Consider the following 13,844-nt stretch of genomic DNA (forward strand, 5'->3'; position numbering starts at 1 on the left):
CCTCGGAGGAAAGCGGCTGATGACCGCTGAGCTCGACGAAGAGCCGACCGGACCGGTCAACCCGCTGCGGGACCCGCAGGACCGGCGGCTGCCGCGGATCGCTGGGCCGTCCAGCCTGGTGATCTTCGGTGTCACCGGTGACCTGGCCCGCAAGAAGCTGATGCCGGCGGTCTACGACCTGGCGAACCGGGGGCTGTTGCCCCCGGGCTTCGCCCTGGTCGGCTTCGCGCGGCGTGACTACACCAACCAGGACTTCGCCCAGGTCGTGCACGACTCGGTCAAGGAGCACGCCCGGACGCCGTTCCGGGAGGAGGTCTGGCAGCAACTGGCCGAGGGCTTCCGGTTCGTGCCGGGTGACCTGACCGACGACGAGGCGTTCAAGCGGCTGCGGGAGACCGTGGACGAGTTGGACGTCAGCCGCGGCACCGGTGGCAACCACGCGTTCTACCTGTCCATCCCGCCCGGTCTGTTCCCGCAGGTCGTGCAGCAGCTGTCCGAGCACGGGCTGACCGACGAGGTGCCCGGCTCGTGGCGGCGGGTGGTGATCGAGAAGCCGTTCGGCCACGACCTGAAGAGCGCCCGGGAGCTGAACCGGGTGGTCGAGTCGGTGTTCCCGCCGGAGCAGGTGTTCCGGATCGACCACTACCTGGGCAAGGAGACCGTGCAGAACATGCTGGCGCTGCGGTTCGCCAACGCCATGTTCGAGCCGGTCTGGAACAGCCACTACGTCGACCACGTCCAGATCACGATGGCCGAGGACATCGGCATCGGCGGCCGGGCCGGGTACTACGACGGCATCGGCGCGGCCCGGGACGTGATCCAGAACCACCTGCTCCAGTTGCTCGCACTGGTCGCGATGGAGGAGCCGGTCAGCTTCGACGCCTGGTCGCTGCGCCAGGAGAAGAAGAAGGTGCTCGCGGCGGTCCAGCTGCCGGAGCGCCTCGACCTGCACACCGCCCGCGGCCAGTACGCCCCCGGCTGGGCCGGCGGCGTCAAGGTCAAGGGCTACCTGCAGGAGGACGCGATCCCGCAGGACTCAGCGACCGAGACCTTCGCCGCGCTGCGGGTGGACGTGGACACCCGCCGGTGGGCCGGCGTCCCGTTCTACCTGCGCACCGGCAAGCGGCTCGGCCGCCGGGTCACCGAGGTCGCCGTGATGTTCAAGCGCGCGCCGCACCTGCCGTTCACCAAGACCTCGACCGAGGAGCTCGGCCAGAACGCGCTGGTGCTGCGGATCCAGCCCGACGAGGGCATCACCATGCGCTTCGGCGCCAAGGTGCCCGGCACCTCGATGGAGATCCGCGACGTGAACATGGACTTCGCGTACGGCGGTTCCTTCACCGAGTCCTCCCCCGAGGCGTACGAGCGGCTGATCCTCGACGTACTCCTCGGCGACCCGCCGCTGTTCCCGCAGCACACCGAGGTCGAGCTGGGCTGGAAGATCCTCGACCCGGTGATCGAGTACTGGGCCGAGCACGGCAAGCCGGAGCAGTACGAGTCCGGCGGCTGGGGCCCGGACTCCGCGCACGAGATGCTCGCCCGCGACGGACGCGCCTGGAGGCGGCCATGATCATCGACCTGACCGGTACGACGTCGAGCGAGATCGCCTCGGCGCTGCTGAAGGCCCGCCGGAACGCGGGCTCGCCGGCCATGGGCATGGTCGGCACGATCGTGGTGGTCGTCGACGAGGCGTCCCACCACGACGCGATGAAGGCCGCGAACGAGGCCGGCCGTGAACACCCGTCCCGGGTGCTCACGGCGATCCTGCGACCCGGCCGTGGTGCGTCGGGTCTGGACGCCGAAGTACGTGTCGGGGAAGGGATTCCGGGCGAGGCGGTGCTGCTGCGGCTGCACGGTGAGCTGGCCAAGGTGCCCGAGTCCGTCATCACTCCCCTGCTGCTGCCCGACTCCCCCGTCATCGTCTGGTGGCCGGGCGGCGGGCCGAAGGTTCCGGCGGACGACCCCTTGGGTCAGCTCGGCCGGCGCCGGGTGACCGACGCGGCCGCGACCCGGCGGGCGTCGGTCGACTTCTCGGCGCGGGCCGAGGGGTACGAGCCCGGCGACACCGACTTCGCCTGGACGCGGCTGACGCCGTGGCGTGCGCTGCTCGCCGCTGCCCTCGACCAGTACCCGACCAAGGTGACCGGGGCCGAGATCTCGTCCGCCAAGGGCAACCCGAGCGCCGACCTCCTGGCCGCCTGGCTGCAGCAGCGGCTGGGCGTCACAGTTGAGCAGAAGGTCTCGCGCGGCCCGGGGATCACCGCGGCCCGCCTGTTCACGCCGACCGGGCCGATCTCACTGACCAGGCCGGACGGCGCGGTGGCGACGTTCAGCGTGCCGGGCGCTCCGGACCGGCCGGTGGCGCTGAAGCGCCGTACGACGTCTGAACTGTTGAGCGAGGAGCTACGGCGACTCGACCCGGACGACGTGTACGCGCAGACGCTGGCGTGCATGGTCGAGCGGGAGAACATGCCGGCCGACGCGAAGAAGGTGAGCGCGGAGGACCGTCGCTCGACCCAGACCGCGGCGACCAAGGCCGCCTCGCGTACGGCGGCCCCGGACGCGCCGACGCCCGCCGCCACCAAGGAGAAGGCCGTCCGGAAGTCGGCCGCGGCGAAGAAGACCACGGCGGCGCGGAAGTCCGCTGCCGCCAAGACGTCCGCAGCGCGCAAGACCGCCACCTCGAAGAAGGCGGTGGCCAAGAAGAGCACCGCGAAGAAGAGCACGGGCAAGAGGGTGGCGGGACGGTCATGAGTTCCGCCTCCATCCTGGTCAACCGCGACGCCGAGGGCTTGGCCCACGCCGTCGCGGCCCGGCTCATCACCCGGCTCGTCGACGTGCAGAGCAGCGGCCGGGTCGCTCAGGTCGTGCTGACCGGCGGCCGGGTCGCCTCGGTCGTCTACCGGGCCGTCGCCGAGTCGCCCGCCCGCAGCGCGATCGACTGGCGACGGGTGGAGTTCTGGTGGGGTGACGAGCGGTTCCTGCCGGACGGCGACCCCGACCGCAACGAGACCCAGGCTCGCGAGGCGCTGCTCGATCACGTCGACGTGGACCCGGCTCGGGTGCACGTCATGCCCGCCGACACCGGTCAGGGCGCTGAGGCGGCCGCGGCTGCGTACGCTTCCGAGTTGGCCAAGGCGGTGGGCCCCGGCGATCGGGACGGCGTACCGACCTTCGACGTACTGCTGCTGGGTGTCGGCCCGGACGGTCACGTCGCCTCGCTCTTCCCGGAGCACGCCGGGCTGTACTCCGAGGACACCGCCGCCATCGCCGTCCACGGCTCCCCCAAGCCCCCGCCGACCCGCATCTCTCTGACCTTCCCAGCCCTCAACCGGGCCCACGAGGTCTGGTTCGTGGTCTCCGGCGAAGACAAGGCCAAAGCCGTCCGCCTGGCGCTGTCCGACACCGGCCGCCTGCAAATCCCCGCCGCCGGCGTCAAAGGCCTGAACCGCACCCTCTGGCTCCTCGACGAACCGTCCGCCGGCGAAATCCCCACCGCCATCCGCGCACCCCGCACCTGACTTCGGCGGGAGCCGAAGCGTTCGGCTGCGAGGATGGCGGTATGACTTTTCGCGAGCTGCACAACGGGTTCTTCGTGATGCCGAACGCCTGGGATGCCGGGAGTGCGGTGGTGCTGGCGGATGCCGGGTTCGCGGCGATCGCGACGACGAGTGCGGGGATCGCGTTCTCGCTCGGCAAGGGTGATCACACGCTGCCGGACGGTGCACCGGCGTTGTCGCGGGAGGACATGTTCGCGCGGGTCCAGGAGATCACCGCGGCGAGCGCCGTACCGGTGAACGGCGACCTCGAGGACGGGTACGGCGCGGCGCCGGAGAAGGTCGCGGAGACGATCCGGCTGGCGCGTGAGGCCGGGCTGGCCGGTGGGAACATCGAGGACTACGACGGGCGGGACCTGTACGACGTCGAGTTGTCGGTCGACCGGATCGTCGCGGCCCGCGAGGCGGCCGGTCCCGACTTCGTCCTCACCGCACGCACCGACGGCCAGTTGCTGCGTACGCCGACCTCGCTGCAGGACTCGATCGACCGCGCGAACCGTTTCCACGCGGCCGGCGCCGACTGCCTCTACGTCCCCGGCGTGAACGACCTCGAGTCGATCCGCACCCTCGTCAACGAGCTCGCCGGCCCGCTCAATGTCGTCCTCGGACTGGGCACGTCCACCCTCACCGTCCCCGACCTGCAGGCCGCCGGCGTCACCCGAATCAGCCTCGGCGGCAGCATCGCCCGAGCCACCCTCGGCCTGGTACGACGCGCCGCCCAAGAGCTCCTGACCACCGGCACAATCACCTTCGCCGCCGACCAAATCCCCCAAGCCGAGCTGAACGAACTGTTCGCTCGCAAGCAGTAGTCACGATGCCAATCGGCCGGAGTCGAAGCCTTGGCGGCCTGGCGATCGCCCACGGGATCGTCGGGCTCGCCACGTGCCTGGCTCTCATCGTCTTCTACGCCGTCGGAGGAGCCTTCGGCGCCATCAACGACGTCGGCAACGCCGTACTCGGCCTGCTGAGTGCGGGCCTGGCATTGCAGTCCTGGCGCTCCGGAACACTGGGCCGCGCTGTCCTCGTCTGGATCGCCACGGTCGGTGCCGCGATCACCGTCGTGGGCTCGTATCTGGTGATGACCGACAGCACCGGGTTCTTCCTCGCCGGGCTGGTGTCGAGCACCGGTTTCGCTCTGATCGGCGTCTGGTTGTTTGCCGTCAACCGCGCCGTCAACCGCGCCGCCGACCCCAGCCGGCCCTGGGCAAGGCTGCGCCGCTCCGGACTGGTCGCCGGCGCCGTCATGCTAGTGGGCTTCATCAATACGCCAGGCATCTTCATGGGTCTGGACGACATGCAGACAGCGCCCGTCTGGACCTACATCGGCGGCCTCAGTTGGGCCGGGACCTACCTCCTCTTCCCGGTCTGGAGCCTGAAGCTCGCCGGCCTTCTCCTAGGCGTCGCGGAGCCGGAACAGCAGTAGTCCGGCGGCGAGCGCGCCTGCGGTGTACAACGCGAGAACACCGAGTCCGGACCATGGCGAGATCGACAGGCTGTCCAGGCGCAGGGTGGACTGGATCGAGAGGCCGGCGGTCATTGGTGACACTTGTTCGATCCACTCCTTCCAGCGGGGATCGGTGACGGCGAGCGACACGAGCGGCGACAAGTACAGGAGGACGAGCAGGATCGTCACGGTGCCGCCGGTGTGGCGGATGACGAAGGCGATGCCGAGGCTGAGTAGCGCGACCAGGCCGAAGTACAGCACGGTTCCGCCGTACGCACGCAGGGTCGGTCCGTCCTCGAGCGAGAGTGGCTGGTAGCCCGCGACTGTGGTGAATCCGTTGTGGGACAGGAATTCCCGGCCGGCCAGCAGCGACGCGAGGACGCTGACGGTGGCCGCCCCGACAACCGACACGGTGACGACGACCGCCTTCGCGGCCAGTACGACGAGCCGGCGCGGGCAGGCCGCGAGCGTCGTCCGGATCATCGCGGCCTCGTACTCGGCGGTGACAGCGAGTACGGCGACCACGATCACCGCCGCCTGGCCGAGATAGACCCCGGACAGGCTGAGCTTGGTCAGGTCGAAGTCGCAGGCCGGATCCGAACGGTCGCAGTTCGGCGGCTCGAGGTCCCAGGTCACCAGGGCACCGATGGCTGCCGTCGACAGGACCAGCGCCAGCAGCGTCCAACCGGTGCTCGGTACCGTGCGCAGCTTCGTCCACTCGGCCCGAAGCGCTCGCCAAGCCACCATCAGGCGTCCCGGCGGGCGAGTTGCCAGTGAGCCAGTCCGAGTGCGATGACGGCGTACGCGCACAACACCCCGAGCCCTGCCCACGGACCGATCACCTGCGCGGCGCGGTCGACCGTCTGCTGGACGGCCAGTCCGGCGACCGGAGACAGCCGGCTCATCCACACGTCGGCCTCGGGTGAGATGACCGGAGCAACGATCTGCGGCACCACGACCAGCGCGATCACGAATACGATCGCACCGACGGTACGCCGCCGCAGTACCGCGACTCCGAGACTGAACAGCGCGATCAGGGCGAGGACCGCGGCGGTGCCGACCACCGCACGCAGAGTCGTGCCGTCCAGCAGCGACACGTGTGGGTACGCCGGTGGGTTGTAGCCGCCCGCGTGCAGCCCTGGTTGCGCAAGCAAGAACGAGGCGACGCCCGCGACCAGCCCGGTCACGAAGACCGCGCCGCCGAGCACGACCGCCTTCGCCGCAAGCACCTGACCGCGTCGAGGCCCGGCGGCCAGCGTGGTGCGGATCAGCCCGGTCCGGTACTCGGCCGTCATGAACAGCACGCCGAGAGCGATGATCGCGATCATCCCGATTCGGAGGCCGAACAGGCTGAGCAGCACCACGTCGTCCTCTCCGGGAGAGTGCCAACTGGCGACGCCGTACCCGGAGATGTCGCCTGATCCGGTCACCGTGAAGGTGTCATCGGTCCGGCTCAGCCCCCCGATCGGAATTCCCCCGGTCTGCTTCGACGGCAGGGTCGTGATGTTCTGGCCGGCCCAGTCCCCCGGCGGCTGCGACCCGGTCACCGTGACCTCGTCGAAGACCGCCGACCCCACGGTGTTCGACAGACCGATCGACGTGCCACTGCCCGTCCGTTGGGTCACGTACAACGGCGGCGACGCGACGAAGAGGCCGACCTCGACGTTCTGCGGCAGCGCCACGGTCATCGTCCCGACCTCGCGCCAGTCGGCACCCTCGGCGGATTCGTAGCCGGTGACCTGGTTGCCGGTTCGCGTCAGCTTGAGCCAGCGCGGCGCCCCGTCGGCCGGTCCGGCCAGATCGGTGTCGAACATCGCCTCCATCCGCACACCGTGCTCGGGCGTGACCATGACCGCGGCGTACGGCGTTCCCGGTGCGACACCGGCCTTCACCAACAGGCCCGCCTTCGCCCACTCGTGGCTGTTTTGCTGGCTGACGACCCGGGCGACGACCGAGCCATCTCCGGCCAGCGGCTTGTGCACGAAGTAGGCCTGGTCCGAGTACGTCGGCTGCTCGTTGGCATCCGTCGAGCCGGCGGACGAGCCCAGCAGCTCCAGCAGCACGCTGACCACAACCGCCGCCAGCAGGCACAACGAGGTGCTCCGCACGGACCGGAACTTCGTCCACTCCCCGTGCAGCACGTGCAGGAAGCCATTCATCACTCACGCCTCCCGCGCCGCGAACTCGACCGCGTCCCGGGTCAGCTCCATGTAGGCCTCCTCCAGCGACGCCCGGTGTGCGGCGACCTCGGTGAACGCGAGAGCGTGCTGGTTCAGCACCTTGATGACGTGCTCCGACGTCAGCCCGGTCACGGTCACCCGGTCGTGGTCGGTGGCGGCGACTGTGGCGCCGGCGTTCGCCAGCACCGTCATCGCCTGAGTCCGGTCCGCGGTCCGGACCACGACCCGATCCGCTGACGCGGCGGCCACCAGCTCGCGCACTGTGGTGTCAGCGATCAGCCGGCCCCGGCCGATCACGATCAGGTGGTCCGCGGTGTCCTGAAGCTCGCCCATCAGGTGGCTGGACACCAGCACTGCCCGGCCCTCGGCGGCCAGCGACCGCAGCAGGCCGCGGATCCAGACGATGCCCTCCGGGTCCAGCCCGTTCACCGGTTCGTCGAACAGCAGCACCGGCGGATCCCCGAGCAAGGCGCCGGCAATCCCCAGCCGTTGCCGCATCCCAAGCGAGAACCCACCGGCCCGGCGCCGCGCAGCTTGCGTGAGCCCCACCTGCTCGAGCACCTCGTCCACCCGCGTTGCCGGCAGACCGTTGTACTGCGCCATCCACAGCAGGTGGTCGCGAGCCTTCCGGCCCGGATGAACGGCGCCCGCGTCGAGCAAGGCACCGACCACGCGCAACGGCGTACCGAGGTCCCGATAACGGCGGCCGCCGACCAGAGCACTGCCGCTGTCCGGCGCGTCCAGCCCGAGGATCACCCGCATCGTCGTCGACTTGCCGGCACCGTTCGGACCGACGAAGCCGGTCACCTGACCCGGCCGGACGGTGAAGGACAGGTCGTCCACCGCGACGGTGGCGCCGTACGTCTTGTGAAGCTCGTGAACCTCGACAGTGTTGGCCTCCATGGCAGCAGACGCTACGGTCCGGCCCGCAGGGATGTCGTCACGCTGCCGAGCGGGTCTGCCGTCCCTCGCGTGGGGGACGCCGAGGTGACACGGCGGGGCGACAATGAGCACGTGAGCCAGGTCCGTGAGCTGCTCGACGGCGTACGCAGCACCGTCGGCAACCGGTACGCGTACGTCGTCCTGGCGGCCGTGCTCGGTCTGCTGGCCGTGATCGAAGCCGGCGGTCGCGGCGACGGCACCGGCATCGATCTGGGGTCGGCGATGCTGCTGGGGCTGTGCGCCACCGTGCCACTGGCGTTCCTCCCGGCTCATCCGGTCCCGGTCGCAGTGGCGGTGACCCTGGCCAACGTGGTGATGCTCGCCGGCCCGGAGTCGCCGTTCGCAGCCGGAGTACTGGCCGGGATCATCGCCCTGTACCAGCTGGCGCGCAGACGATCGCGCCGAGTGGTGTTCCCTTTGTTGCTGCCTTTCGTCCTGTTCGCGCTCGGGGATCCGCAGCCGGACTCGACCGTGCTGCTGGTGTTCATGACCGCGGCGGTCCTGCTCGGCACCTCACTGCGGGAACGCGGTGTCGCCGCCGACTCCGCCGCTGTCGGACAGGCCAGCGCGGACAACCTTCTCGAGTACGCCGCACGCGGTGAGCGGGCCCGAATCGCCCGGGAGTTGCACGACGTGGTCGCGCACCACATCTCGATCATCGCGGTCCAGGCCGAGACCGCCCGGCTGACGACGCCTGGCCTGCCACCGGAGGGCGCGCAGCGGCTGGTCGACATCGGCGACACCGCGCGCTCCGCCCTCACCGAGATGCGCAGGCTGCTCGGCGTACTGCGCGAGGACGTCGAGCCCGGCACGTCGAGCGTGCGCGCACCGCAGCCCGGCCTGGAACAGCTGATTGCCCTCGTCGACGAGGCTCGCGCGTCCTCGGGTGCCAGCACCCGGCTGATCGTGCGCGGCTGCGTCGTACCGCTCGACCCGGGTGTCCAACTGACGGCGTACCGGATCGTTCAGGAGGCGCTGACAAACGCGCGCAGACACGCAACCGGCGCCGCCGTGGACGTCGAGTTGGACTACACCCCGGAGGCATTGCGAGTGCGGATCCGCGACAACGGCCCAGGGCGTGCCTTCGAGCAAGAAGCCGGTGGGCACGGGCTGGTCGGTATGCGCGAGCGCGCCGCGATGGTGAGCGGAACCCTCACCGTGGGCCGGCCGGCCAGCGGCGGTTTCGCGGTCGAGGCGGTCCTGCCGATCCCGCCGGACGCGTCATGACCCCGCCGATCCGGATCGCCGTCGTCGACGACCAGGAAGTGGTCCGGGCCGGCTTCGGCGCACTCCTCGGCACCCAGCCCGACTTCGTCGTCGCGGGTACGGCGGCTGACGGCATGGAAGCGGTCCGCCTGTGCCGCGAGCAGTCCTTGGACGTCGTACTGATGGACGTGCGAATGCCGGTCCTGGACGGGATCGAGGCGACCCGGCAGATCGTCGCCGAAGCAGGTCCCGGCCCACGGATCCTGATGCTGACCACGTTCGACCTGGACGAGCACGTGTACGACGCTCTGGCCGCCGGCGCCAGCGGGTTCCTGCTGAAGGATGTGACCGCCGAGCGCCTGTTCGACGCGGTCCGGGTGATCGCGTCTGGCGGCGGGCTGCTCGCGCCGACCGTGACCCGGCGGTTGATCGCCGAGTTCGCCCGGCTCCGTCCCGCGCACGCTCCGGTCGTTGAACTCGGCCAGTTGACGCCGCGCGAGATCGACGTACTCCAACTGATGGCCGAGGGGCTGTCCAACCCGGAGATTGCCACCCGGCTGGTGGTCAGCGAGGAGACCGTCAAGACCCACGTCAGCCGGGTGCTCGGCAAACTCGGCCTGCGGGACCGCACCCAGGCTGTGATCGCGGCGTACGAGTCCGGTCTCGTCGTCCCCGGCGTCCGTCGGCCCTGAACGCCAACAGCCCGGACCGATCGGTCCGGGCTGTTGCCACGTGCCTCAGAAGATGACTTCGCCGCGGGCGCGGCGGGCGCGGAGTTTCTCGAGGGCCTCTTCGAGGATCTCGGCGGCCTCCTGCTCGCTGCGCCGTTCCTTCACGTAAGCCAGGTGGGTCTTGTAGGGCTCGATCTTCGGGGGCGGGGGTGGGTTGTTCACATCGGTGCTGGTCGGCAGACCGCACCGCGGACAGTCCCACGCCTCCGGAATGGACGCCTCGACCGCGAACACCGTCGCGGTCTCGTGCCCGTTCGCGCAGAAGAACACGATGCGCTGCCGGGGCGCGGTGTCGCCGCGCTCCGCCTCACCCATCGGGCCTGCGCCGACCCGGCTGCCACGAATCGCACTGCCACCACCAGCCACGGGAACCTACTCCCCTCAGCCGAGCTTGTAGAGCAGGCCGAGAGCGACGATGGCAGCGAACCAGATCAGACCGACGGCGATCGTGATCCGGTCCAGGTTCCGCTCGGCGACCGACGAGCCGCCCAGGCTGGACGACACCCCGCCACCGAACAGGTCCGACAGACCGCCACCGCGGCCTTTGTGCAGCAGCACGAGCAGCGTGAGGATGAGGCTGCAGACGATCACGACGATCGAAAAAGCGAGAATCACGAGGAGTAGCCTAACTGAAGGTCCAGGTAACGGCAGATTCCGGCGAACTCGTCCACCTGAAGGCTCGCACCTCCGACCAGGCAGCCGTCCACGTCCGGTTGGGCCATGATGCCACCTGCACTGGCCATCTTCACCGACCCCCCGTAAAGAATCCGTACCGAGTCGGCGACCGACGGTGAGATCGTCTCCTCGATCCGGCCCCGGATCGCCGCGATGACCTCCTGCGCGTCCTCCGGCGTGGCGACCTCGCCGGTGCCGATCGCCCAGACCGGCTCGTAGGCCAGCACGAGCTTGCGGACGTCGTCCTGCTTCAGCCCGGCCAGCGCGCCGTCCACCTGGGCCAGCGTGTACTCCACGTGCTCGCCGGCCTTGCGGATGTCGAGCCCCTCGCCGACGCAGACGATCGGGGTCAGGCCGGCTTCGAGCGCCTTGGTCGTCTTGGCGTTGACCAGCGCGTCGTCCTCGCCGTGGTACTGCCGCCGCTCGGAGTGGCCGGTCAGCACGTAGGTGCAGCCGAGCTTGGCCAGCATCGACGCGGAGATCTCGCCGGTGTAGGCGCCCGCGTCGTACTTCGACACGTCCTGGGCGCCGTACTTGATCTTCATCCGGTCGCCGTCGATCAGCGTCTGGACGCTGCGCAGGTCGGTGAACGGCGGCAGTACCGCCACCTCGACCCGCTCGAAGTCGTGCTTCTTGTCCTGCAGCGTCCAGGACAGCTTCTGCACCAGGTGCACGGCCTCGACGTGGTTGATGTTCATCTTCCAGTTGCCCGCCATCAACGGCGTACGGGCAGCTGCGCTGTCAGCCATCGGGTGTCAGTCCTCTTCCAGTACGGCGAGACCCGGGAGCTCCTTGCCCTCCAGGTATTCGAGCGACGCCCCACCGCCGGTGGAGATGTGGCCGAACGCGTCGTCGGCGAAGCCTAGCTGGCGCACCGCCGCGGCCGAGTCACCGCCGCCGACCACGCTGAGGCCGTCCACCTCGGTCAACGCCTGTGCGACGGCCTTGGTTCCGCCGGCGAACGCGGCCATCTCGAACACGCCCATCGGGCCGTTCCAGAACACCGTCCTGGCGCCGGCGATCTCGGCGGCGAACGCCTTGCCGGACTCCGGGCCGATGTCCAGGCCGAGCTGGTCGGCCGGGATCGCGTCCGCGGCCACCACCGTCGCCGGGGCGTCGGCCTTGAACTCGGGCGCGACCACGATGTCGGTCGGCAGCACGATCTCGACGCCCTTGGACTTCGCGGTCTCCAGGTACCCCTTGACCGTGTCCAGCTGGTCTTCCTCGAGCAGGCTCTTGCCGACCTCGTGTCCCTGCGCCTTCAGGAAGGTGAACACCATCCCGCCGCCGATCAGCAGCTTGTCGGCCTTGGCCAGCAGGTTGTCGATCACCGCGAGCTTGTCCGAAACCTTCGCGCCGCCGAGGACGACGACGTACGGGCGGGCCGGGCTCTCCGTCAGCTTCTTCAGTACGTCGACCTCGGCAAGCACCAAGCCGCCGGCGGCATGCGGCAGCTTGCGCGCCACGTCGTACACGCTGGCCTGCTTGCGGTGCACCACACCGAAGCCGTCGCTGACGAACACGTCGGCCAGCGCGGACAGCTCGTCGGCCAGCTGGTCGCGCTCGGCCTCGTCCTTGCTCTCCTCACGCGCGTCGTAGCGCACGTTCTCGAGCAGCAGGACCTCACCCTCGTCCAGATCCTGTACGGCGGATTGCGCGCTGTCGCCGGTGACGTCGTCGGCGAACAGCACCTTGATGCCCTCCGGCTCGAGCAGCTCGCCGAGCCGCTTGGCCACCGGGGCCAGCGTGAACTCCGGGTTCGGCTTGCCCTTGGGGCGGCCGAGGTGGGCGGTGACGATCACCTTGGCGCCGGCCTTGGCCAGCTTCACCAGGGTCGGCACGCTGGCCCGGATCCGGCCGTCGTCGCCGATCGTCTCGTCCTTGATCGGCACGTTCAGGTCGGAGCGCACCAGCACCCGCAGGCCGGCCACGTCCCCGAGGTCTTCGATGGTCTTCACAGTTCAGCAATCCTTGCGGCTCAGGGATCAGCCTGCGTCCGGGGTGGACCGGACGCAGGCTGTCGACAAGTGCAGGTGTCAGGCAGGTGTCAGAGCGAGGCGCCGACGTGCGTCACCAGGTCGACGAGGCGGTTCGAGTAGCCCCACTCGTTGTCGTACCAGCCGACGACCTTGACCTGGTTGCCGATCACCTTGGTCAGGCCCGCGTCGAAGATGCAGGACGCCGGGTCGGTGACGATGTCGGCGGAGACGATCTCGTCCTCGGTGTAGGTCAGGTAGCCCTTCAGCGCGCCCTCGGCGGCGGCCGCCTTGTAGGCCTCCTTGACCTCGTCGACGCTGACCTCGCGGCCGACGGTGACGGTCAGGTCGGTGGCCGAACCGGTCGGGACCGGGACCCGCAGCGCGTAGCCGTCCAGCTTGCCCTTGAGCTCCGGCAGCACCAGGCCGATCGCCTTCGCGGCGCCGGTCGACGTCGGCACGATGTTCAGCGCGGCGGCGCGGGCGCGGCGCAGGTCCTTGTGCGGGGCGTCCTGCAGGTTCTGGTCCTGGGTGTACGCGTGGATCGTGGTCATCAGGCCCCGCTCGATGGTGAACGCGTCGTGCAGGACCTTGGCCAGCGGGGCGATGCAGTTCGTGGTGCAGGACGCGTTCGAGATCACGGTGTGCTTCTCGGCGTCGTACAGGTCGTGGTTCACGCCCATCACCACGGTCAGGTCCTCGTTCTTCGCCGGGGCGGAGATGATGACCTTCTTGGCGCCGTTGTCGGCGTGCGTCTTGGCCTTGGTGGCGTCGGTGAAGAAGCCGGTCGACTCGATCACCACGTCGGCGCCGACGTCGGACCACTTCAGGTTCGCGGGGTCGCGCTCGGCGAACGCCTTGATGCTCGTGCCGGCGACGGTGATGTCGTCCTCGGTCGCGGAGACCTCACCGGGGAAGCGGCCCAGGATCGAGTCGTACTTCAGCAGGTGAGCGAGGGTCTGGTTGTCGGTCAAATCGTTGACGGCGACGACCTCGATGTCGGCACCGGACGCCTGCACGGCGCGGAAGAAGTTACGGCCGATCCGGCCGAAGCCGTTGATACCTACGCGTACGGTCACGGGACTGCGTCTCCTCAGATCTGGCTTTGAGCACTGCCGCTACACCCGAAACAC

Annotated in this window: 15 protein-coding genes; 7 read left to right on the top strand and 8 right to left on the bottom strand. The window is 69.6% G+C overall.

The features are described from left to right. Positions 1-19: 19 nt before the first annotated feature. From zwf to ACIBL3_RS30850, 5 genes are read left to right on the top strand one after another with little or no spacing between them, the layout of a single operon-like run. Positions 20-1,570: a glucose-6-phosphate dehydrogenase gene (gene zwf, locus ACIBL3_RS30830; protein ID WP_396357243.1), complete on the top strand. Its 1,551-nt coding sequence runs from the start codon at positions 20-22 to the stop codon at positions 1,568-1,570. Further along, positions 1,567-2,754 carry a glucose-6-phosphate dehydrogenase assembly protein OpcA gene (locus tag ACIBL3_RS30835; protein ID WP_396357244.1) on the top strand — a complete coding sequence of 396 codons (1,188 nt, stop codon included), beginning with the start codon at positions 1,567-1,569 and terminating at the stop codon, positions 2,752-2,754. Before zwf ends, ACIBL3_RS30835 begins: the two co-directional genes overlap by 4 nt. Then, complete coding sequence (pgl, locus tag ACIBL3_RS30840) at positions 2,751-3,521, top strand: 6-phosphogluconolactonase (RefSeq protein ID WP_396357245.1); 771 nt, start codon at positions 2,751-2,753, stop codon at positions 3,519-3,521. Before ACIBL3_RS30835 ends, pgl begins: the two co-directional genes overlap by 4 nt. Before the next feature lie 41 nt (positions 3,522-3,562). Beyond that, complete coding sequence (locus tag ACIBL3_RS30845; protein WP_396357246.1) at positions 3,563-4,366, top strand: isocitrate lyase/phosphoenolpyruvate mutase family protein; 804 nt, start codon at positions 3,563-3,565, stop codon at positions 4,364-4,366. A 5-nt stretch (positions 4,367-4,371) separates the two neighbouring features. Beyond that, positions 4,372-4,980, top strand: a complete 609-nt coding sequence (locus ACIBL3_RS30850; RefSeq protein WP_396357248.1) for a hypothetical protein — start codon at positions 4,372-4,374, stop codon at positions 4,978-4,980. Here ACIBL3_RS30850 and ACIBL3_RS30855 read toward each other — a convergent pair. Genes ACIBL3_RS30855 through ACIBL3_RS30865 form a run of 3 tightly spaced genes read right to left on the bottom strand, consistent with a single transcriptional unit; the run spans position 4,951 to position 8,084 of the window. Next, positions 4,951-5,748, bottom strand: coding sequence for an ABC transporter permease (locus tag ACIBL3_RS30855; RefSeq protein ID WP_396357249.1), 798 nt, complete (start codon positions 5,746-5,748; stop codon positions 4,951-4,953). The two genes, ACIBL3_RS30850 and ACIBL3_RS30855, sit on opposite strands and share 30 nt — an antisense overlap. Further along, positions 5,748-7,160 (bottom strand): ABC transporter permease subunit, encoded by a 1,413-nt coding sequence (locus ACIBL3_RS30860; protein WP_396357250.1) that lies wholly within the window; start codon positions 7,158-7,160, stop codon positions 5,748-5,750. Before ACIBL3_RS30860 ends, ACIBL3_RS30855 begins: the two co-directional genes overlap by 1 nt. A 3-nt stretch (positions 7,161-7,163) precedes the next feature. After that, the gene (locus tag ACIBL3_RS30865) at positions 7,164-8,084 is read right to left on the bottom strand and encodes an ABC transporter ATP-binding protein (RefSeq protein ID WP_396357251.1); all 921 of its coding nucleotides are present in this window, start codon (positions 8,082-8,084) and stop codon (positions 7,164-7,166) included. A gap of 111 nt (positions 8,085-8,195) precedes the next feature. On the opposite strand from ACIBL3_RS30865, the gene ACIBL3_RS30870 reads away from it, so the two are divergent. Both ACIBL3_RS30870 and ACIBL3_RS30875 read left to right on the top strand, forming a co-directional pair. Further along, complete coding sequence (locus ACIBL3_RS30870; RefSeq protein ID WP_396357252.1) at positions 8,196-9,350, top strand: sensor histidine kinase; 1,155 nt, start codon at positions 8,196-8,198, stop codon at positions 9,348-9,350. After that, positions 9,347-10,021 carry a response regulator gene (locus ACIBL3_RS30875; protein ID WP_396357253.1) on the top strand — a complete coding sequence of 225 codons (675 nt, stop codon included), beginning with the start codon at positions 9,347-9,349 and terminating at the stop codon, positions 10,019-10,021. Before ACIBL3_RS30870 ends, ACIBL3_RS30875 begins: the two co-directional genes overlap by 4 nt. 45 nt (positions 10,022-10,066) lie before the next feature. Here the strand turns inward: ACIBL3_RS30875 and ACIBL3_RS30880 are convergent, their stop codons facing one another. The 5 genes from ACIBL3_RS30880 to gap form a co-directional block, all read right to left on the bottom strand. Continuing rightward, positions 10,067-10,426, bottom strand: coding sequence for an RNA polymerase-binding protein RbpA (locus ACIBL3_RS30880; RefSeq protein WP_132210419.1), 360 nt, complete (start codon positions 10,424-10,426; stop codon positions 10,067-10,069). A gap of 15 nt (positions 10,427-10,441) precedes the next feature. Then, positions 10,442-10,675 carry a preprotein translocase subunit SecG gene (secG, locus tag ACIBL3_RS30885; protein WP_337010487.1) on the bottom strand — a complete coding sequence of 78 codons (234 nt, stop codon included), beginning with the start codon at positions 10,673-10,675 and terminating at the stop codon, positions 10,442-10,444. Next, positions 10,672-11,484, bottom strand: coding sequence for a triose-phosphate isomerase (gene tpiA, locus ACIBL3_RS30890; RefSeq protein ID WP_396357255.1), 813 nt, complete (start codon positions 11,482-11,484; stop codon positions 10,672-10,674). Before tpiA ends, secG begins: the two co-directional genes overlap by 4 nt. A gap of 6 nt (positions 11,485-11,490) precedes the next feature. Continuing rightward, positions 11,491-12,693, bottom strand: a complete 1,203-nt coding sequence (locus ACIBL3_RS30895; RefSeq protein WP_396357256.1) for a phosphoglycerate kinase — start codon at positions 12,691-12,693, stop codon at positions 11,491-11,493. Between the two features lie 89 nt (positions 12,694-12,782). Continuing rightward, positions 12,783-13,790: a type I glyceraldehyde-3-phosphate dehydrogenase gene (gene gap / locus ACIBL3_RS30900; protein WP_396357257.1), complete on the bottom strand. Its 1,008-nt coding sequence runs from the start codon at positions 13,788-13,790 to the stop codon at positions 12,783-12,785. Between the last annotated feature and the right edge of the window lie 54 nt (positions 13,791-13,844).

Origin of the sequence: Kribbella sp. NPDC050124, from assembly GCF_044460355.1 — a bacterium.
GTDB lineage: Bacteria > Actinomycetota > Actinomycetes > Propionibacteriales > Kribbellaceae > Kribbella.